This window comes from Pseudomonas sp. UC 17F4, assembly GCF_900101695.1.
Classification (GTDB): Bacteria; Pseudomonadota; Gammaproteobacteria; order Pseudomonadales; family Pseudomonadaceae; genus Aquipseudomonas.
The window spans coordinates 3,853,637-3,877,842 of the sequence record NZ_FNKV01000001.1; the positions used below are offsets into that span (position 1 = coordinate 3,853,637).

Sequence of the window (24,206 nt, forward strand, 5' to 3'; positions counted from 1 at the left end):
CTACACTGATTGGGTGTCACCGTTGCCCATGAGGGCTGAGTCATGCGTCCGGTCACCAAGCAGCCACGCCATGCGAAATACTCGCCGCCGCAGAAGCTCTTGCTAGGCGGCACCGTGGCGGCCCTTTTTCAGAAAATCGCCGGTGTCACGTCTGCGACGCCAACCTACCAGATACCCCTGACTCTGGCCTTGCAAGTACTGTTGGACCACGTTACAGGCCTGCGTATCCGGCGCATTACGCCTGCCGAGCAAACCGTGCTGGCAAGTGGGCTGATGCAACGGATCAGTAAAATCTACAAAACGGCTGCATTGCCTCTGACTGACGAACTGGGCGCCTTCTGCTCTTATTGCGGTACTGCCTTGCCTGGTCTGATCGAAGTCGAACACGCCCTACCCAAGAGCCATTTCCCTTACTACGCCGTGGAGTGGAAGAATTTCCTTCTGGCCTGCAGCCCATGCAACACGTGCAAAGCAGATGACCCGGATCGAAAAACCGCAACAAGCTGGGCACAGGCTTTTTCCCCGACCGAACAACAATTGCATAACAGTATCCGTCAGCAACACTACATCTGGCCGGACCTGAACGCTGGCTGCTGGCAGGCATTGCCCAACCAACTGCAGTACCTGGACCCTAAAGTGCAGACATGGACTGTGTTGAATGCAGCAGAATCGGTCAGTGCGGGAATCAGGCTCACTGCTTATGACGTGATACAGCACAAGGTCCTGGCCAACCTCGATGCCAGTATCGGCGGCGGCCCCTTCGGCGACGTGGAGGTTGCCGTGGTTGTCAGTGACGCCAACGGCCGGGCGACAGAGATGATCGACTTGCTGGGCTTGAATGCCGACTCTTCCAGCGTCTTCGATCGACGGCTGATGAATCGCACCAGGGCCTGGTTCGATGCCTTGGAGGAGTGCCGATTGCTCAGCCGCGTCGACCCCGACCCCAAACACAACTGGCTGTGGCCGATCACTCTGCGACGCGCAGCAAGTTCCGGATTCTATTCAGTCTGGCTGACGGTCATGCAGGCGTTCGACAACTCGCACGGCACCCACTATGCAAAAGCTTTCGTCAATGACTCCGCCAGCAAGTTGTATTACCCCAGCACCAACATCAGCCAGCTCCCCTGCTGAGTGAGGCGCCATGAGACCCTTAGTACGCCCATTGCTGCCGAATCGGCTACGCCAGGCTCCCGCAGCACGACTGTTGTTGAGCGCTTTCGGCAACTTCTGTTCATTCTGCGAGCGCCCGCTGCTCGATGACGTTTGGGTGTGGAATGCCCGGACAGGCGCATGCGTTGAAGGGGACAACTGCAGTGCCCAGGACTGGGAGCACCTCTATCTGCTTGATCATGATTGCCACCAAGCGCAACAACAGGCCGATCAACAGGAGCTGCCGTTGCTGATGCTGCCGACCGAATCGCTCGTGTCTTACCCTCATGGCGCCAACTATCCGTTGAGCTACTCATTCCAGTCGATTCAGAGGGTTTTGCTTGACGAAGACAACAGCGAGTATGAACGCGAGCCAATCGGCGCTGTGCTGATCTCTACAACCCACTACCGGGCCCAAGCCACCGTGCGTTACTTCGCGCTCAATACGTCATACATCAATGCAGATGCCAACGAGTTGAGGATCCCTGGCCTGGACTATCTGTCGTTGCTTGACCGGCGCCTGGATCAACGTACCGATGCCTGGAATTTTACCCAGGAAGCAGCCATGAGGATCAATGAAAGCCAGACGCAAGCGGTCAGAGAAGCTGGGCTTCAGCAGTTGCGGCTGCTTGTCGGCACAGTGGGCTTCTGGTCCACCTGCCGGACAGCCGCAGGAACCATCCTGCCCTATGAACAGTTGCAACAGGTGTTTGATCCGATCCCCTTGGGCCAGCTGGCCATTACCGTCCAGCCCCTGGAACACCACGCAGGCTTTCTCGGCAACGGCCCGCACCAGCCCTTCCCTGGTACAGCTCGGATCTAGGCAAAAAACGAAAACAGAATCGCCGACAGGGTAATCAGGCCAATCAGCACCACAAACACGTTCGAGGCCTTGCCCGAGTATTTGCGCAGCGCCGGCACCTTGTGGATGGCGTACATCGGCATCAGGAACAGCAGGCAGGCGATGATCGGCCCGCCGAGGTTCTCGATCATGCCGAGGATGCTCGGGTTGAGGGTCGCCACGGCCCAGCAGGTGATGACCATGAACAGCGCAGTCATCTGTTCCAGGCGCTTGCTTGAGACCTGTTTGCCGCGGCTGCGCAGGCTTTTCACGATCATGCCCTGGAAGCCTTCGCTGGCACCGATGTAGTGGCCAAGGAACGACTTGGTGATTGCCACCAAGGCGATCAGCGGCGCGACAAAGGCGATCACCGGGGTCTGGAAGTGGTTGGCCAGGTACGACAGGATCGAGATGTTCTGCTGTTTGGCAGCGGCCAGGTCCGCCGGGCTCAGGGCCAGCACGCAACTGAAGCAGAAGAACATCACCGTCAGCACCATCATCACATGGGCGCTGGCGAGGATCTTGCCGCTCCTGGCGTCGGCCTGCTCGCCGTAGCGGTGCTTCTGGTCAACGGCAAAGGCGGAGATGATCGGCGAGTGGTTGAACGAGAACACCATTACCGGGATGGCCAGCCACAGGGTCTTGAAGAACAGCTCCAGGGGCATGCCCTCGCTGGCCTGGGCGAAGAAGGCGCCGTTCCAGTTGGGGATCAGGCTCACCGCCAGCAGCAACAGCGCGGCCACGAACGGGTAGACCAGCAGGCTCATGACCTTGACGATAATGCCCTGGCCGCTGCGCACCACGATCATCAGCCCGCAAATCAGCAGCAAGGCCAGCAGCGCCCGCGGCGGCGGGGTCATGTGCAGCTGGTGCTCCATGAAATTGCCCAGGGTGTTGGTCAGGGCGACGCTGTACACCAGCAGGATCGGGAAGATGGCAAAGAAGTACAGCAAGGTGATGAGCTTGCCGGCGCCGACGCCGAAGTGCTCTTCGACCACTTCGGTGATGTCTTCGCTGGCGCCGCGCTTGCCCGAAAGCACGAAGCGGGTCAGGCCGCGGTGGGCGTAGAAGGTCATCGGGAAGGCCAGTACCGCCAGGACCAGCAGCGGCCAGAAGCCCCCTACCCCGGCGTTGATCGGCAAGAACAGGGTACCGGCGCCGATGGCGGTGCCGTACAGGCCCAGGACCCAGGTGGTGTCGTGACGGCTCCAGGCACGGCTTTGCGCAGGCGCGGCCGAATCCACACGAACGGTCGTGGTGCTATTTACATCAGTCATCGATATTGCCTTGTAGTTGTTTTTGTTGCGTATGAATAACTTTGGAACAGCGGTGCAGCTATCGCGGGTCAAGCCCGCTCCCACATGTAGGAGCGGGCTTGACCCGCGATGGGATCAACACTCGACGAAGGCGACCGCCAGGCCGCCGCGTGACGTCTCCTTGTAGTTGGCATGCATGTCGGCGCCGGTGTCGCGCATGGTGCGGATCACCCGGTCGAGGGAGATGAAGTGCTCGCCATCGCCACGCAAGGCCATCTGCACGGCGTTGATGGCCTTGACTGCAGCAATCGCGTTGCGCTCGATGCACGGCACCTGGACCAGGCCGCCGACCGGGTCGCAGGTCAGCCCGAGGTTGTGCTCAAGGGCGATTTCGGCGGCGTTTTCCACTTGCATGGGCGTTGCCCCCAGCACGTCGGCAAGGCCGGCCGCGGCCATGGCGCAGGCCGAACCGACCTCGCCCTGGCAGCCGACTTCGGCGCCGGAGATCGAGGCGTTCTTCTTGCACAGGATGCCCACCGCAGCGGCGCTGAGGAGGAAGTCGACGACGTCGTTGTCGCAGGCCTCGGGGTTGAATTTCATGTAGTAGTGCAGCACCGCCGGGATGATGCCGGCGGCGCCATTTGTCGGTGCGGTGACCATGCGCCCGCCGGCGGCGTTTTCTTCGTTGACCGCCAGGGCGAACAGGTTGACCCACTCCATGGCGCTCAGGGTCGAACCGATGACGTTGGGCTTGCCCAGCTCCTGCAGGCTGCGGTGCAGCTTGGCGGCGCGGCGCTTGACCTTGAGCCCGCCCGGCAAGATGCCCTCGTTGCGCAGGCCGTTGTCGACGCACTCGCGCATCGCCGCCCAGAGTTTCAGCAGGCCGCTGCGCACCTGGGCTTCCTCGCGCCAGGCCAGCTCGTTGGCCATCATCACCTGGCTGACCCGCAGCTTGTGCTGCTTGCACAGCGCCAGCAACTGGGCGGCGCTGTCGAAGTCATAGGGCAGTTGCACCTGCTCGGCGCTGTTGCCGGCCGTGCCCACTTGCGCGGCCTCGACGATAAAACCGCCACCGACCGAATAGTAGGTTTGCTGCAGCAACGAGCCCGATGCGCTGCTGGCTTCCAGGGTCATGGCGTTGGGGTGATACGGCAGGCTTTCATCGAGCAGCAGCAAGTCGCTGGCGCAGTCGAATGCAATCGCCTGCGTGCCGTCGAGCATCAGTACCTGGCTTTGCTGCAGTTGCGCGATCAGCGGCTCGATGCTTTGCGGGTCGATCTGGTCCGGCCATTCGCCCATCAGCCCGAGCAGGCAGGCGCGGTCGGTGGCGTGGCCGACGCCGGTGGCCGACAACGAGCCGTACAGGCGCACTTCGACCCGGCTGACCTGCTCCAGCAGGCCTTGCTCACGCAGGGTCTGGGCAAAGGTTGCCGCCGCACGCATGGGGCCTACGGTGTGGGAGCTGGAGGGGCCGATGCCAATCTTGAAAAGGTCGAAAACACTGATAGCCATGCTAATGCCTGACCGAGGCAACAATCCATGTCACGCAACGGCACTGTTAAAAAATTGATGGGTGTCGCGAAGTTGCGCGATACTGCCCGGTCACTTGCGTGTTGACCAACGAAACTTTCTAAGCAAGCCTTTAGCAGAGCTAAACGATGAAGCGACAAATGAATGGCCAGATGTACGTCTGGCTGCATGTGTTTGCCTGTGCGGCGCGGCACCTGTCGTTCACCCGCTGCGCCGAAGAACTGCACATCACCCCCGGCGCAGTCAGCCAGCAGATCCGCCAACTGGAAGAGCGCCTGGGCTTTCGCCTGTTCCTGCGCCGCGCCCGCGGCGTCGAGCTGACCGCCGAAGGCCAGCGCCTGGCGCAGACCGTCGGCGAAGCCTATGGCAGCATCGATGCCGAGTTGCGCCGCCTGGACGCTGGCGAAATCCGCGGCACCCTGCGCCTGCGCTCGATCCCGTCGTTTCTGGCCAAGTGGCTGACCCCGCGCCTGCCGCGCCTGCAGCAACGCTACCCGGACATCCAGCTGCGCCTGGTGGCCGAAGACAGCAGCCAGGCCTTGCACGAAGGCGACTTCGACCTGGCCATCGACCTCAACGACGGCAGCTACCCGGGCATGCATTCCACACCGCTGCTCGACGAACAGATCTTCCCGGTCTGCGCCCCTTCACTGCTGCGCGGCCGCCCGCCGCTGCATGGCCCGGCGGACCTGGCGCATTACCCGCTGCTGCACGACATCACCGCCTGGCGCGGCAGTTCGGAATACGCCGAATGGGAGTTTTACCTCGAGGGGATTGGCGCCAGTGGCCTGGACGTGCGCCGTGGGCACACCTTCAACCGCAACCACCTGACCATCGAGGCGGCGATTGCCGGCATCGGCGTGGCCATTGCCCGGCGTACCCTGCTCAATGACGAGCTGGAACGCGGCGCGCTGATCGTGCCGTTCGGCCTGCCGATCGCCAACCACAAGCGTTATGTGTTGCTATACCCGCCCGGTGGCCTGGCGCATCCGGGGGCGCGGGCGGTGCATGACTGGCTGGTGGAAGAAGCCGAAGGCTTTCGCGTGTTGCATGCCCAGGACGCCAGTGCGCTTGCCTTGCGCCGTTAGTGCAGCGACGCAAGGCAAGGCCGTTCAGGCCGCTTAGCTTTCGCTGCTGCGGGTCAGCTCGAGGATGAGGCCGTGCTCGGCCGCAGTGCTGACTTCTTTCAACTGCTGCTCAGCGGTGAAGTAGCGCCCTTCCGACAGTGCCAGACGCTGCAGGTGCCCCTGCCCGTCCACGGGTGCATCGGGCAGGATCTGCTGCAGCGCACTGCGCACCTCGGGCGCCAGCGGCCCGTCGAACTCATGCCAGTCGTACAGGCAGCTCAACAGGTAGTCGGCGGCATCGCGCCATTGCTGTTCGAAGGTCGCAAAGCGCTGCCCGTGCAGTTTGCGCAAGTAGCGCTTCCAGCCATGTTGCAGCACCATCCATTGCTGCCTGGCCTCCACCTGGCTGCTCAGGCGCTGGACTTCGCGCTCGACATTCTTGACCACACGCGCGTCAACACCGGCCCTGTGCGCATAGAGCATGCCGCTGGACGGCTCGGGGAAGTCGAGCCGGGTGGCCAGTTCCTGACGCAACTTCAGGCGAATTTCCACCGGGTCGGACTCATGCTCCAGGTCCTGGTCGGTAAGGTTATCCAGCGGGTCGAAGGCCGGCAACGGGCGGCTGCCGGCACGCATGGCATCGCGGCGCAGATCGCGGGCAAGGCCGATACGCTGGGCCAGGGAGTTGACCAGCTCGCGGCGATAGAGCTGTTTGTACAAGCCGACCACTGCCGCCGTGCGCTGCAGCGGGTCAAGCGCCTCCTGGCTTTGGCGATAGGCGAGAAACTCGACTTCCAGGGCACTGAAGCCGTCGGCCCCGGCGTCGCCACAGGTTGGTGGGTAAGCGTCGGCAACCGCCTGCAAATCACTGAACAGCTGGTCGCAACCTTGTGCGGCGCGCAGCAGCTCCCAGACCCTGGCGGACATGTTGTTGAAATCGAACCGGGCCTCGCTGGACTCCAGCGCCCGGTCGAGCACCAGCAACAGCGGGCGATGGGTGTCTTCATCGGGGAACAAGGTGTCCCACAGTTGCTGCTGTTCGGCGCTCGCCTCACGTAACCAGCCGGCGGCCAGGCCGCTGGCACGGTGACTGAACGGCATCCCCAGGCCGCGCAAGTGAGTGGCAGCGGCCTCGCTGAGCGGGTTCTGGTTGAGCAGCAGCCAGCGGCTGCGCTGGCCGTCGGCACGCAACGCACCGCCAAAGGCCGTGGCCGCAAGGTCGGGAAGCTCGCTCAGCTCGTTGCTGCTCAGGTCCACCGTGCGCAGCCGATGCTCTGGCGGCTGCATCAGCTCCAGCAACCCATCAGGCCAGTCTTCGAGCTGGCAGCCACGCAGGCTCAGGTGCTCAAGCATCCGCAGGCCGGCCAGCTGCGGCGCCCGGCCCAGGGGGTTGTCGGCCAGGTTGAGCTTGCGCAACCGCACAAGGCCCGCAAAGGCTGTGGCCCCGTCTTCGTCCAGCTGGATGTTATTGCGGGCAAGGTCCAGCTCCTGCAACGGGATTGCCGCCAGGGCTTGCAACTGCTCGGCATCGAGGGTCGCGCCATTGGCCCGAAAGCCCAGCGTGGTCAGGCTATCGAGCTTGCCCAGGGCATTGATCGCTTCAACCGGCAGCGTGGCCATCTGGTTACCGGTGAGGCCCAGCCCACGCAAGGCCCGCAAGCTTTGCAGCGGGTCGAACATGCGCGCATTGACCGCGATCTGGTTGCCCTCGAGGCTGAGCAACCGCAGCTTGGTCCGGGTGCCAAGCGCAGCGGGTATCTCGGTCAGGCGGTTGTGGTCCAGGTTCAGTTCCCTGAGTTCGGTAAACGACGAAAGGAATTGCTCCGGCACTGCGCTCAGTTCCATCCGATGCAGGAACAAGCGGGTGACATGGCGAAAGCGCACATTGATCGCTGGCAATCCGCCAGGCCTCCAGGAGGACAGGTCCAGTTCATGTTTATGATCGCCACCCACACGGCGCCAGGCGGCTTTTAGCCGGTCACGAAGCATTTCCCGGTCCACCCGCTCGCCAGCGCTGGGTCGCTGCGCCACCCAGTTGTCGAGGGTCTGCCCGAGCTGGCGATACTCATCTTCCAGGCCCTGGATCGCAACACCAAGGTCTTCATTGGCGAGTCTCAGCTGGTTCTTGATCTCGGAAATTTCATTGGCACGCAACTCGGGGTACAAGGCACTCAAACGGCGATATTCGCTGGAACGCAAGGTCCCCACCGCGCCGCCCAGCGGGTAGCCACGGCGCCCGTCGGCCAGGCGCAACGGCGATTGCAACCAGGGCCGCGAGGGTTGCTGGCCGATCAGGGTCGAACAGCGGGCGCGATTGCCCAGGGCTTGCTGGGTCAGACGCTGGCGCAGTTGCGCGGGCTCGTAGATCTCTACCCCAAGTGACTGGCGCAGGGTGTCGGGCAGTGCGCGTAACAGCGCAGCAAAAAAGTCATCGCTCAGCCCCAGTTCATTACCGCGGGCATCGAAAACGCGATAGCCACCCTCGTACTTGAGTATCGAGCGCAGCTCTGCCTCGGTGTCACCGACGCTGGCCAGCACCGCGCTGGCCAGCGTCTGCTGGTGTAGCTCAAGGCGAATACCACTGTTCCAGCCGGGCAAATCGGCGAGCAATTGCAGTGCCAGGCGCTCGCTGTCCAGGGCCATTCTTGCAGGGAACACCAACCCTTCAAGGGCACGATTGAGGCGCAACTGGCGCTGATAGGCCCGGGCTTCTTCGGCCAAGCGTCCAGGTACGCGCGCTTGCTCGCCAATCAGTTGCCCACGCTCCTGGGCAGTGGCGTGCCGCACAATTTCCTCGGCAAGCGAATCAGGCAGCGAGGCGAAGTCACGCTGCAAGGTCTTGGCGCCCAGGCCGGGGGCGCTTTCGATACTGGCGTACAGACTGTCGAACACCGCGCTGCGCTTGCGCTCTGCCAGATCGGCCAATTGCTCGCGCAAGGCCGGCAAGCGTGCCTGCTCGGGCAAATGCTCACCCAGCAGCTCGCTGCGTTGCGCCTCACTCAAGGCCTGCAACAGCACCTGGGCGAGCTTGCCGCTGCGCACATCGGCGGCCAGCACCTTGAAGGCGTGACCCTGGGGCCAGCGATCCAGGCCATAGGTCTGCGATTCACCCCACAGCTCCGGCCCCCTGAACACCTGCAGTACCCGGTTGGCCGGCCATTTGGGCAACTCGACCAGCAACGCCAGCGGATAGGTCATGCCCGCCTCCAGCGCCGCACCACTGCGGATATCGGCGACCATCCGGGTAATGCGCCGGTCCAGTTGCAGGCGCTGCAAGGTATCGGCCAGCAGCGGTGCAAGCGGCCCCTGCTCGACATGCATGTGGCGCAGCACGTCGTCGTCGACCCCGCTGATGTCGGCAGCCTGTGCCAGGCTGGCATCGTCCAGGCCCTCGGCCAGAACGCCGATGCGCCGCAGCAACTGGCCACGCTCCCAATGCAGCGGCTGTTCACCCTGGAACTGCCAGGCGCCGTTACCGTAGTGTTTGAGCGGCGGCTCGAAGGCGTCGTTGTTGTCCGGGTGCCTGATTCGCCATTGTTGAAGACCGGCATCATAGCGTTGCTGGTACAGCTTGCCATCCAGGCGGATGTACAACTGATCGTTCAGCGCGTACTGCCCCAGGGCATTGGGCGCCAGGCCCTCGGGTAGTTGCACCGGGCTTGCATAACCGCTCAGGTCGGGCTTCCACAAGCGCACTTGGCCATTGGCCAATTCGACACGCTCCAGACCATCGACAAACAGCGACGGTTCGGCGGCGCTGCCGGCTACCCCCAGCCCTACGATCAAACCCAGGTTGACCACCAGCGACTCGACCTGCGCCAGGGCTTCGGCGGTTTCCCCGGCTTCCCAGGCCTCGACGCCATGGAACACGTTGGCCATCAGTTGCGCGCCGGTCACCGCCAGCATCAGCGGATTGAGCGCCGGGACTAAAAACGCCGCAGCGTTGAGCACATTCAGGCCGATATCCAGCCAATGCTGCAAACGCGCCAGGCGCGCGGCGCGGTCTTCATCGGCGGTCGGCACCGCCAGTACCCGGGCATTGGCCTTGAGCCTGCGCACCTGCAGGCGCTGCAAGCGGCTCCACAGCTCGCCGTCGAGCGCATGTTCCTCGACCTGCAGGCGCGGATTGCGGATCGGTTGGCGGATCTTTTCCTCGCCCTCAAAGCGTTCGACGTACAGCGCCTGATTCAAGGCGCGCACAAATGCCGGGCGCTCGGCCTGGGGCACACATTTGAGTATTGCCTGGCGGTAATCGTCAGCTTGCAGGCTGGTAGCCAGGTCGTGGGCAAAGGCGCTGGTCGAGGAATACTCCTTGATCGGGTACAGCGGCGCGCCGGCGATCCAGGCCACACAGCGTTCAGTGACATTGCTCGCCGCCGGATCCGGGCCGATCAACAGCGCTCCGTCCAGCACGCTGCCCAGCACGCTGATCTGCCGACAGACCACGGCTTTGCCATCGAGCCGGGGCGCAGCGCCATTGGCCAGCAGCAATAACGCGGCCTGTACTGCGTCGGTGATTTCACCGTAGCTTCGCGCCCGCTGCACTTGCGCGACGAAGTCGGCCCGGGTCGCTGCCGTCATGCTGGCGGCCCTGACGGGGTCCTGCAGCACCTCGGCCAGGTGCTGCTGATACTGCCGACCCAGGTCGAGTTCGCGGCACAGGGCGACGAAACGCTCACAGCTCAGGCTCACGGTTTGACCTTGCGCGTCAGCCAGGTAGCTGAAAGGGCCCAGGTCTTCGTTGGCGCTGAAATTCTGCAGCGCCGCCTCAAGCAGGCTGCTGCTGTGGGTCGCGCCCTTGGGCAAGGTACGCCCGCCAAGGGTTTCAAAACCGACCTGGTGCAGTTGCGCCTTGAGCACATCCACTTCCACCCCATGGGCCTCACGTAATGAACGGGCCAACAGTGGTGCACAGAACTGGCTGATGCCCTTGAGCACGGCAAGCTGCACTGCCAGCGCCTGGCGTGCAGCCCTCGAAGCCTTGAGCGCAGCCTGTAGCTGCGGCTCTATCGTCGACGGCAGTTGCTGGCTCTGCAGCAGGGTTTGAAAGTCTTTGGCCGCCAGATGGCTGACCCAGGCAGGAATCGCCGCGCCGATCAAGGTGCGGTGGAAAATCAACGCAGGGTTTGGCTTTGCAGGTGTCATTGGAAAAGTTCCTGACAGTGAGGGGCTGTCAGGAGAGCAGCACCGCCGTTGACGGCGGAGCTAGATAAATAGTGCCTTCACCCGCTCAATCCGCCTGGCCCACCGGCATCTGCGCATTCGGCAAGGCCGCCCCCGGGGTCACCACTTCGCTCAGGTCAATATGCTTGAACACCGGCTTGGCCCCCAGCCGCGCATTGAAGCGGGTATTGAAGCTGAACGGGTCGTCGCTCGGCACCACCAGCGAGCGCCCGTACACCGCGGCGATGCCGGCCGGGTCGTAGCCGAGCAGCTGCAGCAAGGTGGGGAAGATGTTGTAGTGGCTGGAGCGGTCCTTGTTGGTTGCCAGTTGCGCCTGCCAGTCAAGGGTTTGCAGGCCCTGGCCCTGGATCACCACCAGCGGCACCAGGCCCTCCTCTTCCACCGGGTTGCTGTCGCAGTGGGTGTTGAGCCCCGGGTTGCCGCGCTCGTGCAGGTCCTGGCCGTGGTCGGAGGTGTAGATGAGCACCGCCTGGCTGAGGTCGGCCTTGGCGAACAGGCGGTTGAAGAACTCGCCGACGTTCCACAGCAGGCTGTTCATGTACGAATTGCGGTACAGCACCCAGTCTTCGGGCTGGCCATTGAATCCGTCGCGCCGGCCGGTGTCGGTGATGTCGGTGTACTGCCCGCGCGGCAAGGCCGGGCGGTAGGTCATGAAGTCGTCGGGGTATTTGTCGTGCACCGGGAAATGCACGCCGACCTTGTTGATCACGATCAGTTGCGCTTTGCCGTCGGCCAGCAGCTCGGTGAGCTTGGCCACAGCGGCCATGTCGCGATCACGCACCGGGGTGCCGTCGAACTGGATGAACTGGTCGATGTCGCGTTTTTCCGCCGCGTTCATCAGGTTCTGCAGGTTGCCGCCGGTGCGCTGGGCGTCGATGTACACGGTGCCCAGGCCGGCGGCCTTGGCGTACTGCCAGATCGACGGCAGGGTCGAGTTGATGCGCAGGTAGTCGTCGCGGGTGCCGCCATAACGCAGGGTGACGTTGGTGTCGGAGCTGCAGTTGGCGATCGAGGCGGCGTAGCCATAATTGAAAATGCTCACCCCGGGCCGGGCCTGGTTGAGCTGGCTGCGCACGCCATGGGCGGTGTTCAGGTCCAGGTAATTGCCCGAGACGCTTTCGTCGATGATCAGCACGATGTCGCGGGCCAGGGCCGGGCCGCTGCGTGCTAGGGTCACCGGCTCACGGGGGCCGACGCTGTCGTGCAGCGACTCGTAGAGCATCAGGTTGGCATAGGCCAGCGGCGTGTACATGATCGGCAGGCCGCGCGCGCCTTCGCCGGCGCGCACGAACAGAATCGCCGTGAGCAAGGCAATGCCCAGCAGCGGCGCCGCCCACGGCAGCGCCCTGGGCCCGGGCACAGGGTGGCGTGGCTTGAGCCCCAGGCCCAGCAGCAACAGCAGCGAACTGCCCAGTACCCGGAGGATCACGCTGTGGTACTGCTCGATGGCCTCGCCGATAAAACCACCGGAATACACCATCGAGATAAAGCCGCTGTAGGTCAGGTAGTCGGCGGTAATACGCGTGTAGGCATCGAAGAACACCGCGCTGGCGCTGAACACCAGGGCAAAGCCCCAGCGCAGCCAGGCCTGGCGGATGTTGGCGCACAGCAGCAAGGCCAGCACCAGCAGCACCAGGACGCCGAGGTACAACAGCAACGCCGGGCTCAGGCCGATGGCCTGCAAGCGCTCCAGGTAATAGGGGTAATTGCTCAGCAGGTACAGCGCCAGCAGCAGTTCCTTGACGTATTTGAACATCTTCCCCTCGCCCAATTTTGACCTTGCAAGCACCCGGACATTGACACGTTAGCAGTCGCCACCCAAAGCGCAAACCGGAACAGCGTCAGTTTTTTGACCCAACTTGGCGGCGCCAATTCTGACAGTTCAAAAACGCGAAAGCGTTGCATTCGTGAAACATCCACATCCATAAACGCCTTGTTTATCGCGGGCTTCGACCGTTCATCGTTTTGCGATGCGGCAATTGGCCAGTGCTCACCAATGCTAACCCCCGGATTTAGAACGGCTTGATAGCAAAAAGCCCAAATCACAGCGAGTGTAAATCCGACGAAACATGCCATTTGATTGACACGACTTCCCACGGGTGGGCTATACCGAAATCACACCACTGTTTCATCCTCATTACTCCATACGAGGCACGCCGACATGGACGTGAGCGTATTTGGCACCGGCTATGTCGGTCTTGTGCAAGCTGCGGCCCTCGCAGACGTAGGACACCGGGTTTTGTGCGTCGATGTCGATGCGCACAAGATCAGTCAACTGCGTCAGGGCGTACCGCCGATCAGCGAGCCGGGGCTTTCGGCCATGCTCGAAGAAAACATCAAGGAAGGCCGCCTGCTGTTCAGCACCCAGGCCAGTGATGCGGTCAGTCACGCCGAACTGATCTTCATCGCCGTCGGTACGCCGCCGGATGAAGACGGCTCGGCCGACCTCTCCCATGTCCTGGGGGTGACCCGGCAGATCGCCGGGCTGATGGAAGCCGATCGCACCCTGATCATCAAGTCCACCGTCCCGGTCGGCACCGCCGACAAGGTCGCCGCCCTGGCCGGCGAAGAACTGCAGCGCCTGGGCAAGGGCGCGCTCAAGGTGCGGGTGGTGTCCAACCCCGAGTTCCTTAAAGAAGGCAGCGCCCTGGCCGACTGCATGCGCCCGGACCGGATCATCGTCGGCACCGCCGATGACCAGGCCCACGACCAGCTCGCCGAGCTCTACGCGCCCTTCTGCCGCAACCATGAAAAGCTCATGTTCATGGACAACCGCAGCGCCGAGCTGACCAAGTACGCGGCCAACGCCATGCTCGCCACGCGCATCAGTTTCATGAACGAGCTGGCCAACCTCACCGAGCACCTGGGCGCCGACATCGAAGCGGTGCGCAAAGGCATCGGCTCCGACCCGCGCATCGGCTACCACTTCATCTACCCCGGCTGCGGCTTTGGCGGCTCGTGCTTTCCCAAGGACCTGCGCGCCCTGCTGCACACCGCCGAACGCAGCGGCATGCCGCTGCGCCTGCTGCAAAGCGTCAGTGAAGTCAACGACAGCCAGCGTCAGATCCTCTTCGCCAAGCTCAAGCAGCGCTTTCCTGGCAGCCTGGCCGGCAAGTCGATTGCGGTCTGGGGCCTGGCCTTCAAGCCCAACACCGACGACATGCGCGAAGCCCCCAGCCGCTACCTGATGGAAGCGCTGTGGGCCGAAGGCGCTACCGTGTGCGCCTTTGACCCCGAGGCGATGTCCGAATGCCGGCGCATCTACGGCTACCGCAAAGACCTGCAGTTGTGCGCCACCCGCGACGACACCCTGGAAGACGCCGACGCCCTGGTGATCTGCACCGAGTGGAAAAACTTTCGCGTGGTCGACTTCGCCCTGCTGGCGAAAAAGCTGCGCAGCCGCCTGATCATTGACGGGCGCAACCTGTACAACCCCGAGCAGGTCGCCACTTTCGGCCTGAGCTACAGTGGCATCGGCCTGCGCCAGGTGCAGCCGGAGGTACCGGCGCCATGAAGATCCTGGTCACCGGCGCCGCCGGTTTCATTGGTGCCCATTGCAGCCTGCGGCTGTTGCGCGACGGCCACCAGGTGATCGGCCTGGACAACTTCAACGACTACTACGACCCGGCGCTCAAGCATGCGCGGGTGCGCTGGGTCGAAGCTGAGGCCAGAGCCTTTACCCTCTACCGCCTCGACCTCAACGATGCCGCCGGCATCGCCGAGCTGTTTGCCAGCGAGCAACCCGAGGTAGTGATTCACCTGGCGGCGCAAGCCGGGGTGCGCTACTCGCTGGAAAACCCGCGGGCCTACATCGACAGCAACCTCAGCGGCTTTCTGAACATTCTCGAAGGCTGCCGCCGCCATCCGGTGCAGCACCTGCTGTATGCCTCGTCGAGCTCGGTGTACGGCGCCAACCAGCACACCCCGTACCGGGTCGAGGATGCCGTCGACCACCCGCTGTCGCTGTACGCGGCGACCAAAAAAGCCAACGAGGCCATGGCCCACAGCTACAGCCACCTGTTCGGCATCCCCACCAGCGGCCTGCGCTTTTTTACCGTGTACGGCCCCTGGGGCCGCCCGGACATGTCGCCGATCCAGTTCGCCCGGGCGATTGCCGAAGGCCGGCCGATCCAGCTGTTCAACTACGGCCAGCACCAGCGCGACTTCACCTACATCGATGACATCGTCGAAAGCCTGGTACGCCTGATCCCGCTGGCGCCAACCGCCAACCCGGCCTGGGACCGCGAGCATCCGGACCCGGCCAGCAGCCACGCGCCGTGGCGCCTGTTCAACATCGGCGGCCAGCGCCCGGTGGAACTCACCGACTACGTGGCCTTGCTGGAAAAACACTTGCAACGCAGCGCCAGCATCGAGCTGCTGCCCTTGCAACCGGGTGATGTGCTGGCCACATGTGCCGATGCCAGCGCCCTGGAACAGGTCACCGGCTTCACCCCCCAGGTTTCGCTGGATGAAGGGCTCGGGCGTTTTATTGCCTGGTTTCATCAGTACTACCCGCAACTTGACCGGGACGCGGTGCGGGTCAACGGGCACTTGCCCGCGCAGCAACGGAGAACGGTATGACAGGACAACCTAAAAGTGCGCAACTGCAGGCACTGTATCAAGACAAGCGCATGGACCCCGCGCACCGCCAGCGCATCGACGCGGCGATTCACATGCAAGGCCGTGGCTGGCTGACCGGCCGTGCCGGCGGGCGCCCCTGGACCCTGTCGCGCACCAACCGGGTGGTCGCCTGCTTTGGTGCCTTGTGCATTCTGGCGATCATTTCGCCACTGCTGCTGGGCCTGGCCGTGCTGGTCAAGTTCAGCAGCCCCGGCCCGGTGTTCTTCGTGCAAAAACGCACCGGTTATCGCGGCCGCGCCTTCGGCATGTACAAGTTCCGCACCATGGTCGCCAACGCCGAGGCCTTGAAGGACTCGGTGCGCCACCTCAACAAGCACGGCGCCGATGCCATCGATTTCAAGATCGACAAAGACCCGCGCGTCACCCCGATCGGCCAGTGGCTGCGGCGCAGCAGCCTGGACGAGTTGCCCAACCTGTTCAACGTGGTGCTCGGTGACATGCGCCTGGTCGGCCCGCGCCCCACCTCGTTCAACGCCTATCGCTACAAAGACAACCACCTCGCCCGCCTGAGCATCTACCCCGGCATGACCGGCCTGTGGCAGATCTCCGGACGCAGCGACATAGACTTCGACCAGCGAGTCGAACTGGACCTGAGCTACATCAACGAACAGAGCTTGATGCTGGATCTGAAGATCCTCTTCAAGACTCCCTTCAAAGTCTTCAGCGGCCACGGAGCAAGTTGAATGGACGGTTCTACTTCAAGAAGTCTGACGATCGCCACCCCGAGCGAAACCAACCTGACCTCCACGGTGCTCGATGAAGACCAGCGCATCCTGCTGCTGACCGCTGCCAACACCGGCAGCGGCACCAGTACCAGCGCCCTGGCCTTTGCCAGCCAGTTGGCGTTGATGAGCGGCGGCCCGGTCTTGCTGGTCGACAGCAGCCCCAGCGGCAACAACCTCAGCCAGCAGTTGAGCCTGCACAAGCTGCGCGGCTTCAACGACCTGATGTTCGACCAGGACACCCCGCCGTTGATGCAGGACTGCATCGTGCGCCTGTCCGACCAGCCGTTCGACGTGCTGCCGGCCGGCACCTACAAGCGCGGCAAGGAGCGCCTGAACCCCGACCTGCTGCGGGTGCTGCTCAAGCACATGGGCGAGCACTACCGCTTCGTGGTGATCGACGGCGAGGCGGTGTACGCCAGCGCCGACAGCCTGATCATCGGCACCCTGGTCGATGGCGTGATTCTCGTCGTGTGCGCCGAGGAAACCCGCTGGGAAGTGGCCCAGGCCGCCGCCCAGCGCCTGACCCAGGCCGGCGCCAGGCTGATCGGCAGCGTCTTCAACCGGCGCAAGTACTACATGCCCAAGTGGCTGTACAACAACCTTTAGGCCAGCAGACCAGGAGCCTCACATGAAATACACGACGTTCGCGCTGTGCCTGCTGACCCTGGCCGGCTGCGCCAATCAGGACACCCGGCAGATGCCGGTACAGATCATGACCGCCAATGCCGCCAACGCCCAGGACGCCGAACTGCCGCGCAGCGAACAGGTGCTGCGCCCGCAGGACGTGCTCGATGTGATCTTCCACATCAGCACCAGCGGCTCGGCGTCGTACCGTATCCAGTCCGGCGACACCGTCGGCCTGGCCTTCCCGGCAGCCAGCTCGCTCAACGGCAACCAGCTGGTGCTGCCCGACGGCACCATCGAACTGCCGCGGGCCAACACCTCGGTCAACGTTGCCGGGCAAACCCCGGACCAAGCCCGCCGCACCATCCAGCAGGCCTACCGCAACAAGCGTCTGTTCCAGCCCGGGCGCGACAACGTCACCGTGCAGGTGATCAGCCCGCTGACCAACGAGCAGAACCTCAAGAGCGCGCTCAACCACCCGGCCACCGGCATGAGCCGCGAGATCACCGTCGGCAGCGACGGCCAGGCGAGCTTCCCGGAAATCGGTTCGGTGCCGCTGCAGGGCATGACCGTCACCCAGCTGCAGACCTACCTGAACAAGCGCTACGCCGACCTGCCGGGGCGCATGACCGTAGACGTGATGCTCAAGTCCACCGCCGTCAACGAGATCTACGTACTGGGTGAAGTCGGCCAGCCCGGCGCCTACCCGATCCGCCGCCCGGTGTCGGTGCTTGAAGCCCTGACCCTGGCCCGTGGCCCGAACGTCAAGGCGCGGCTCGACTCGGTGGTGATCATGCGCCGCAACGGCAACCAGGTGCAGGCCGTGCCCTACAACGTCGACAAGGCCCTGGATGCCAGCGCCGCGCAAGTCGCCTACCTGCAGCCGGACGACATGCTCTACGTGCCCAAGACCAAGCTCGCCAGCGCCGGCGACCTGGCCCGGCAACTGGCTGACGTGGTGCTGTTCCAGGGGGTCGGCTTCAGCTTCGGTTATCGCGTTGACAACAAAGACAGCGACAACAACTAATTCCAGGCGGGTATCCGAGCATGAATACAAAAGAAAACTACCTGCATGAATTCTTCAGGATCTTCTTTGCCAACCGCCAGTTGGTCAAACGGGTGTTCCTGGTCTTCGCAGTGATCGCCTTGCTGTTGCCGCTGGTGCTCAAGCAGAGCTTCGACATTACCGCCGAAGTGATCGTGCAGTCGAAAAAACTGTCCCAGAGCGACACCAACACCACCCTCGCCCAGGAGACCGACAAGTTCATCCCGCCGTCGCTGGCCGACATGGAGACCGAGAGCAATATCCTGCGTTCGCCGACCCTGATCCGCGAAACCATCAGCCAGCTGCGCGCCGAGGGCAAGTACGAGATCCCGCCCAGCTTCATGCAGCGGGTGGTGTTCGGGCCGATCCGCAGCGGCATCATCAACCCGTTGCGCGAGTACGTGGTCAACCCGGTGCGCTCGCTGTTCGGCCTCGAGGTCGACCCGGTGCGCGACACCCAGCTCGACACCCTCACCGACGACGCCATCAAGGACCTCAAGGTCGAAACCCTGCCCGGCTCCAACGTGGTCTCGGTGACGTATAGCTTTCCCGACCCGAAACTGGGCACGCTGTTCGTCAGCCGCCTGCTCGACAACTACCTGCGCAACCGCCAGAACCTGCAGTCCAACGAGCTGCCCGAGCAGTTCTACGAGCAGAAGAAACTGCAGTACCAGGTGCGCATGGATGACCTCGAAGGCAAGCGCCTGGGCATGCTCGAAAGCATCGGCTCCTCGGACCCCAAAGAAGAGATCACCTTCCGCCTCAACGCCATCAACACCGAAGAACAGGCGCTGAACCAGTACCGCGACCGCCTGCTGCAAAGCCAGCAGTGGCTGGACTACCTGAAAACCAGCCTGGCCGCGGCCAGCAACGCCAACATGCGCGATTTCGCCTTCCCCTACACCTTCACCACCACGGTCGACAACGTGGCCTTTGAAGACCGCGAGATCAAGCAGCTCGGTGAACAGCTGACCACCCTGGTGCTGACCTACGTCAGCGACCTGGCGGTGTTCCAGCCCGGCAGCGAGCAAATGCTGCTGCAACGCGAACAGATCGCCAAGACCCGCCAGCAGTTCTTGAAGATCGTCGCCAACCGCATCAAGGAGCGCGAGAAAGACCTGGCCGTGGTCCAGGACGTGATCGCCCAGAAGACCGCGCGCATCGCCGACTTCAAAGGCCGCGTGCACCAGTTGCAAGAAACCCAGAGCAAGGCGCGCCAGCTCGACACCGAGATCGACGCCCTGCACAAGGCCTACTTCACCTACACCCAGCGCTACGAAGAATCGCGCGGCGCCGACCTGCTCAACGGCCTGTCCAACGCGCGCATCCTCAGCGCCCCGTACGAGCCTGCGGAGCCGGCGTTTCCCAAGCCGCTGCTGATCGTGCCGTTCGGCATGCTCACCGGCCTGCTGCTGGCGATTGCCCTGGTGTACGTCAAAGAGTTCTTTGACCGGCGCTTCAAACACCCGGCGCAAATCAGCCATCAACTGGACCTGCCGGTACTGCTGGTGATCAACGACCAGACCCCGGAAACCCCCAACCCCTACAAGGGCTGGTCGCTGCCGCGGCTGGTGCACTGGGTGCGCAATTGAACGCAGCCCTGAACCCGCCACGGCCGATCCTGCACCTGCTCAGCAGTGGCGGCTTCTACGGCGCCGAGCGGATGCTGCTGGACCACTGCCAGGCCACCCCGGGGCAGCACCAGGTGCTGTTTCTCGGGGCCCCGGAGCAACTGGTGGCGCGTTTTCGCGCCGCCGGCGTGGCCTGCCAGACCTGCGACGGAGTCGGCGAGCTGCTGGCTGAACTGCGCCGGCGCCACGACCAGCAGCCGCTGATCAACAGCCACAACTTCAAGGGCCTGCTGTTCGGCTGGCTGGGCGCGCAGTTGTGGCGCCTGCCGATGGTCGCCACCCAGCACGGCTTTACCCCCAGCAGCCGCAAGCAGCGCCTGTACACCTGGATCAGCCTGCAGCTGTGCCGCACCGCCACCATCGAGCGGGTGGTCTGCGTGGCCGAGAGCATCAAGCGCATCCATCGCCAGGCCGGGGTCGCCGAGCACAAGCTGCAGGTGATCCCCAACGGCTTGCCCGAGGCTGACGCCCTGCCCGCACGCCACCCTGGCGCTGGCCGCTGGCTGGCCGGCTATGTTGGTCGTTTGAGCAGCGAAAAAGGCCCGGACCTGTTTCTCGATACGCTGATCCCGCTGTGCCAGCGCCACCCGCAGCTCGATGCGGTGATGCTCGGCGATGGCCCGGAGCAAGAGGCGCTGCAAGCGCGCATCGACGCCGCCGGCCTGACCCAGCGCATCCGCCTGCCCGGCTTTCAGGCCGACATGCGCCAGTGGATGGGGCGCCTGGATGCCCTGGTGATCAGCTCGCGCACCGAAGGCACGCCAATGATCCTGCTCGAAGCCATGCAGGATGGCGTGCCGGTGGTGGCCTTTGCGGTCGGCGGTATCCCCGATGTGATCGAGCACGGGCGCAGCGGCCTGCTGGCCCGGCCCCTGGCGGTGCAAGAGCTGGCCGCCCAGCTTGAGGCGCTGATGCTCGACCCGGCCCAGGCCGGCGAGCTGATCGCCCAGGCGCGGCGCACCCAACGCGAACGTTATCACCTGCCGACGCTGGCGCAACGCTGGGCCCGGGTTTACCTGGGCGCGGCCACGGAGACCTGCGCATGATCATTCCCCTGTCCCTGATCGGCCTGCTGGCCATCGCCTGCGTGGCATTGCTGGCCAGCCCCTACCCGTTTCTCGCCCCCGGCGCGGTAATCGGCCTGGCCGGCCTGCTGGCGCTGTACAAACGCCCGGCCTGGGGACTGCTGGCAATTATCACCCTGGTGCCGCTGGAAGGCCTGTTCAAGGACAGCGAGCTGACCGCCTCGAAAATGATCGGCGCGGCCCTGGCCCTGGTGCTGGTGCTGCAACTGGCGGTCAAGCAACTGCCCGCCGAGCGTCTGCGCAGCAGCATGTGGCGGCTGCTGCTGGGGTTTATGGCGCTGTACCTGCTGAGTTTCTGGGCCAGCGACAGCAGCGAGATGTCCCTGGGGCACTTTCGCGAGCTGGCCGTGGGCCTGCTGTTGTTCGGCATCACCCTGCTGGTTGGCCGCGACCTCGACCTGCCGATGATGTACCGGCTGGTGACCCTCAGTGTCAGCCTGACCTGCATCATGGCCATGGCCTCGGCCAAGTACCAGGACGAAGGCCGCGCCGCCGGCCTGCTGGAAGACCCCAACGTGTTCGCCATGCTCATCGCCATCGCCGTGCCCATGGCCTTGTGGCTGGTGTTTAACAGCCCGCGGCGGCTGCACAAGCTGTTCTGGATCGCCTGCTGCATCCTGCTGCTGGCGGGAATGACCAAGACCAACTCGCGCTCGGGCCTGGTGGTGCTGTTGATCAGCCTGGGCATCGTGCTGGTGCACTACCGCACCCAGGTCGCCCACCTGCGCCCGCGGCACCTGGGCTTTGCCATGCTTGGCCTGGCCATTCTGCTGCCGACCATGGTGGCGCTGATGCCGGCCAGTTACGTGGCGCGCATCCAGTCGCTGGCGCTGCTCAAGTCCGGGGTCAATGCCTTCCAGGACGATTCCCTGGGCCGGCGCTCGTCGTACATCGTGGTCGGCAGCAAGATGATCCGCGAACACCCGGTGCTCGGCACCGGCCCCGGCACCTTCCCCCTGCACTACGCCACCACCGGCTACGCCAAGGCGTTTTCAGCCAACCGCAAGGTCGGCGACCTGTACCGCCGCGCGCACAACACCTACCTGGAGATCTTCAGCGAGGTCGGCATACCGGCCGGCATCCTCTTTGTCAGCATGGTCTTGCTGGCCCTGTACAACGTCTGGTACGCCCGGCGCCTGTGGCTGCGCCAGGGTGAGCAGGGCCAGGCCGACCTGCTCACCCACCTGTGCATGAGCATGCTCGCCATCAGCCTGTTCCTGATGTTCCTCAGCGCGCCCAACCACAAGTACTTGTGGATCATGCTGGCGCTGTCCAGCGTGCTGCGGCTCAAGGCCGAACAGGCGCAACCGGCGCAGGTGAAGGCATGAAGGTCAGTGTCGTGGTGCCGATGTTCAACGAAGCCCGGCACATCGCCCGGACCCTGCAATCAGCGTTGAACGCCGCCGCCGATGCCGGCCTTGACTGCGAGCTGGTGGTGGTCGACAACGGCTCCAGCGACGACGGCCCGCAGATCGCCCGCAGCCTCGGTGCCCAGGTGCTGAGCCTACCGGGGCTGACCATCGGCGCCTTGCGCAACCGTGGCGTACAGGCCAGCAGCGGTGAGTGGCTGGCGTTTCTCGATGCCGACATCGAAGTGCCCGAGCACTGGCTGAGCCTGCTGCTCAAGCTGCATGGCGAAGGCCGTGGCGACGTCTTCGCCCTGGACTGCGACACCCCGCGCCAGGCGCCCTGGTTCGCCCGCGCCTGGCAACGCCGGACCCTGCGTGCAGGCTTGCCGGCACTGCACCCGATGCAGTGGCTGCCGACCCCCAACCTGCTGATGCAGCGCCACTGGTTCGATCAGGTGGGCGGCTTCAACGAAACCCTGCGCACCGGCGAAGACAAGGACTTTACCTGGCACCTGAACAAGGCCGGCGCGCGGCTTTTGGCCCTGCGCGAGCCGGTGGTGCTGCATTGGGGTTTTGAGGGCAGCTGGCGCGAGTGGCTGGGCAAGGAGCTGTGGCGCCAGGGCAGCAACCTGCAACTGCTGCGCAGCAACGGCCCGAGCCTGCGCCTGCTGCGCTTTCCGCTGCTGTCGCTGGGCGCCTGGCTGCTCGACTTCATGGCTTTGTCGGCGCTGCTCGACGGTTACCCGCACCTGGCGCTGTTGCTGCTGCTGGTCACCAGCTTGCCCGCGCTGGCCCTGAGCCTGCGCCAGAGCCTGAAACACCGCGACCTGCTGTTCGCCCTGCAGCTTTGGGGCCTGCACTGGATTCGCCTGCACCTGGCCGGCGCGGCCTTCGTGCTCAGCCTGTTCAACTGGAACGCAAGGAGGCCCGCCCGTGGCTGAGTTCATCTTTTGGTTGTGCCTGTTGCTACCGTTTTATGCCTGGCTGGGCTACCCGCTGCTGCTGACCCTGGTGGGGCCGCTGTTCCCCCGTCACCGCCCCGCGCCGCTGGCGCCGCAGCGGGTCAGCGTGGTGGTGGCCGCGCACAACGAAGCGCGCAATATCGACAACAAGCTGCGCAACCTGCTGGCCCAGGATTACCAGGCCCAGAGCCTGCAGATCGTCGTCGCCAGCGATGGCTCCACGGATAGCACCGTGGCCCTGGCGCGCAGCTTTGACGACCCGCGCATCCAGGTCCTCGACCTGCCGCGCATGGGCAAGAACAGCGTGCTCAACGTCGCCGTCACCCAGTGTACGGGCGACATCGTGGTGTTCACCGACGCCGATGTGCACTGGATTGACGGCACCCTCGCCGCCTTGCTGGCACCCTTTGCCGACCCTGAAGTGGGCGGCACGGTGGGCAAGATGATCATCCCCGAGGCCGGCAAGGGTCTGAGCCTGGGCGAAAGCCTGTACCGCCACTACGAAGCCTGGCTGCGCCGGGTGGAGAGCCGCACCGGCTGCACGGTGTCGGCCGATGGCGCCCTGCAGGCACTGCGCCGCGAGCTGTACCAGCCGATTCCGGCGCGGGTCAACGACGACTTCTACATCAACACCTGCGCACCGGTGGCCGGCAAACGGGTGGTCTACGTTGACGAAGCCCAGGTGCTCGACCAGGGCGTGGACGAGGCCGACCGCCAGTTCAGCCGCCGCCAGCGCGTCACCGTCGGCGGCCTGATCAGCCTGGCCGCTCGCCGCGAACTGCTCAACCCGCTGCGCCACGGCCTGTACGCCATTGCCCTGATCAGCCACAAACTGATCCGCCGCCTGGCGCCGGTGCTGCTGTTGCCCCTGCTGCTGGCCAACCTGTGGTTGCTCGACGGCCACGGCTTTTACCAACTGACCCTGGCCGCGCAACTGCTCGGCTATGCCATCGCCATCGCCGGCCTGCTGGACGTGCGCCAGCGCCTGCCCAAACCGTTTCGCCTGGCGGCCTTCGTGCTGGTGACCCTGGCCGGCATGAGCGTCGGCCTGTGGCAGTTTTTACGCGGGCACAGCTACAACCAATGGAACCCCGACCAGACTCGATGAGCACCTGAC

17 protein-coding genes are annotated in these 24,206 nt (G+C 64.2%); 13 read left to right on the forward strand and 4 right to left on the reverse strand.

Annotated features, from left to right (window positions below; translation table 11 throughout):
* Nucleotides 1-42: 42 nt before the first annotated feature.
* Both BLR26_RS17640 and BLR26_RS17645 read left to right on the forward strand, forming a co-directional pair.
* On the forward strand, nucleotides 43-1,131 hold the full coding sequence (locus BLR26_RS17640) for an HNH endonuclease (RefSeq protein ID WP_093383266.1): 1,089 nt from the start codon (nucleotides 43-45) through the stop codon (nucleotides 1,129-1,131).
* A 76-nt stretch (nucleotides 1,132-1,207) separates the two neighbouring features.
* The gene (locus BLR26_RS17645) at nucleotides 1,208-1,972 is read left to right on the forward strand and encodes a hypothetical protein (protein ID WP_143013288.1); all 765 of its coding nucleotides are present in this window, start codon (nucleotides 1,208-1,210) and stop codon (nucleotides 1,970-1,972) included.
* On the opposite strand, the gene BLR26_RS17650 is transcribed toward BLR26_RS17645, so the two are convergent.
* Nucleotides 1,969-3,267 carry a serine/threonine transporter gene (locus BLR26_RS17650; protein ID WP_176794261.1) on the reverse strand — a complete coding sequence of 433 codons (1,299 nt, stop codon included), beginning with the start codon at nucleotides 3,265-3,267 and terminating at the stop codon, nucleotides 1,969-1,971. The two genes, BLR26_RS17645 and BLR26_RS17650, sit on opposite strands and share 4 nt — an antisense overlap.
* 114 nt (nucleotides 3,268-3,381) lie before the next feature.
* Nucleotides 3,382-4,758 carry an L-serine ammonia-lyase gene (locus tag BLR26_RS17655; protein ID WP_093383272.1) on the reverse strand — a complete coding sequence of 459 codons (1,377 nt, stop codon included), beginning with the start codon at nucleotides 4,756-4,758 and terminating at the stop codon, nucleotides 3,382-3,384.
* 146 nt (nucleotides 4,759-4,904) lie between these two features.
* Between BLR26_RS17655 and BLR26_RS17660 the strand changes: the two genes are divergently transcribed.
* The gene (locus BLR26_RS17660; RefSeq protein ID WP_093383275.1) at nucleotides 4,905-5,864 is read left to right on the forward strand and encodes a LysR substrate-binding domain-containing protein; all 960 of its coding nucleotides are present in this window, start codon (nucleotides 4,905-4,907) and stop codon (nucleotides 5,862-5,864) included.
* A gap of 33 nt (nucleotides 5,865-5,897) precedes the next feature.
* Here BLR26_RS17660 and BLR26_RS17665 read toward each other — a convergent pair whose 3' ends face one another.
* Both BLR26_RS17665 and BLR26_RS17670 read right to left on the reverse strand, forming a co-directional pair.
* Nucleotides 5,898-10,988, reverse strand: a complete 5,091-nt coding sequence (locus BLR26_RS17665; protein WP_093383279.1) for a dermonecrotic toxin domain-containing protein — start codon at nucleotides 10,986-10,988, stop codon at nucleotides 5,898-5,900.
* Between the two features lie 85 nt (nucleotides 10,989-11,073).
* Nucleotides 11,074-12,783, reverse strand: coding sequence for a sulfatase-like hydrolase/transferase (locus BLR26_RS17670; protein ID WP_093383282.1), 1,710 nt, complete (start codon nucleotides 12,781-12,783; stop codon nucleotides 11,074-11,076).
* A gap of 405 nt (nucleotides 12,784-13,188) precedes the next feature.
* Between BLR26_RS17670 and BLR26_RS17675 the strand changes: the two genes are divergently transcribed.
* Genes BLR26_RS17675 through BLR26_RS17720 form a run of 10 tightly spaced genes read left to right on the forward strand, consistent with a single transcriptional unit; the run spans nucleotide 13,189 to nucleotide 24,197 of the window.
* The gene (locus BLR26_RS17675) at nucleotides 13,189-14,541 is read left to right on the forward strand and encodes a UDP-glucose dehydrogenase family protein (protein WP_093383285.1); all 1,353 of its coding nucleotides are present in this window, start codon (nucleotides 13,189-13,191) and stop codon (nucleotides 14,539-14,541) included.
* Nucleotides 14,538-15,608 carry an NAD-dependent epimerase gene (locus tag BLR26_RS17680; protein ID WP_093383288.1) on the forward strand — a complete coding sequence of 357 codons (1,071 nt, stop codon included), beginning with the start codon at nucleotides 14,538-14,540 and terminating at the stop codon, nucleotides 15,606-15,608. The genes BLR26_RS17675 and BLR26_RS17680 overlap by 4 nt, the downstream gene beginning before the upstream one ends.
* Nucleotides 15,605-16,351 (forward strand): sugar transferase, encoded by a 747-nt coding sequence (locus BLR26_RS17685; RefSeq protein WP_045198774.1) that lies wholly within the window; start codon nucleotides 15,605-15,607, stop codon nucleotides 16,349-16,351. Before BLR26_RS17680 ends, BLR26_RS17685 begins: the two co-directional genes overlap by 4 nt.
* Complete coding sequence (locus tag BLR26_RS17690) at nucleotides 16,352-16,999, forward strand: CpsD/CapB family tyrosine-protein kinase (RefSeq protein WP_045198772.1); 648 nt, start codon at nucleotides 16,352-16,354, stop codon at nucleotides 16,997-16,999.
* A 22-nt stretch (nucleotides 17,000-17,021) separates the two neighbouring features.
* A complete protein-coding gene (locus tag BLR26_RS17695) occupies nucleotides 17,022-18,044 on the forward strand; it encodes a polysaccharide biosynthesis/export family protein (RefSeq protein WP_045198770.1) in 1,023 nt (340 codons plus the stop codon).
* A 20-nt stretch (nucleotides 18,045-18,064) separates the two neighbouring features.
* The gene (locus BLR26_RS17700) at nucleotides 18,065-19,654 is read left to right on the forward strand and encodes a GumC family protein (protein ID WP_045198768.1); all 1,590 of its coding nucleotides are present in this window, start codon (nucleotides 18,065-18,067) and stop codon (nucleotides 19,652-19,654) included.
* On the forward strand, nucleotides 19,651-20,739 hold the full coding sequence (locus BLR26_RS17705) for a glycosyltransferase family 4 protein (RefSeq protein WP_176794262.1): 1,089 nt from the start codon (nucleotides 19,651-19,653) through the stop codon (nucleotides 20,737-20,739). Before BLR26_RS17700 ends, BLR26_RS17705 begins: the two co-directional genes overlap by 4 nt.
* A complete protein-coding gene (locus BLR26_RS17710) occupies nucleotides 20,736-22,106 on the forward strand; it encodes an O-antigen ligase family protein (RefSeq protein WP_093383291.1) in 1,371 nt (456 codons plus the stop codon). Before BLR26_RS17705 ends, BLR26_RS17710 begins: the two co-directional genes overlap by 4 nt.
* Nucleotides 22,103-23,068, forward strand: coding sequence for a glycosyltransferase family 2 protein (locus BLR26_RS17715; protein WP_093383294.1), 966 nt, complete (start codon nucleotides 22,103-22,105; stop codon nucleotides 23,066-23,068). The genes BLR26_RS17710 and BLR26_RS17715 overlap by 4 nt, the downstream gene beginning before the upstream one ends.
* Entirely contained in the window at nucleotides 23,061-24,197 is a 1,137-nt protein-coding gene (locus BLR26_RS17720) for a glycosyltransferase family 2 protein (RefSeq protein WP_093383297.1), read from the forward strand. Before BLR26_RS17715 ends, BLR26_RS17720 begins: the two co-directional genes overlap by 8 nt.
* Nucleotides 24,198-24,206 lie beyond the last annotated feature (9 nt).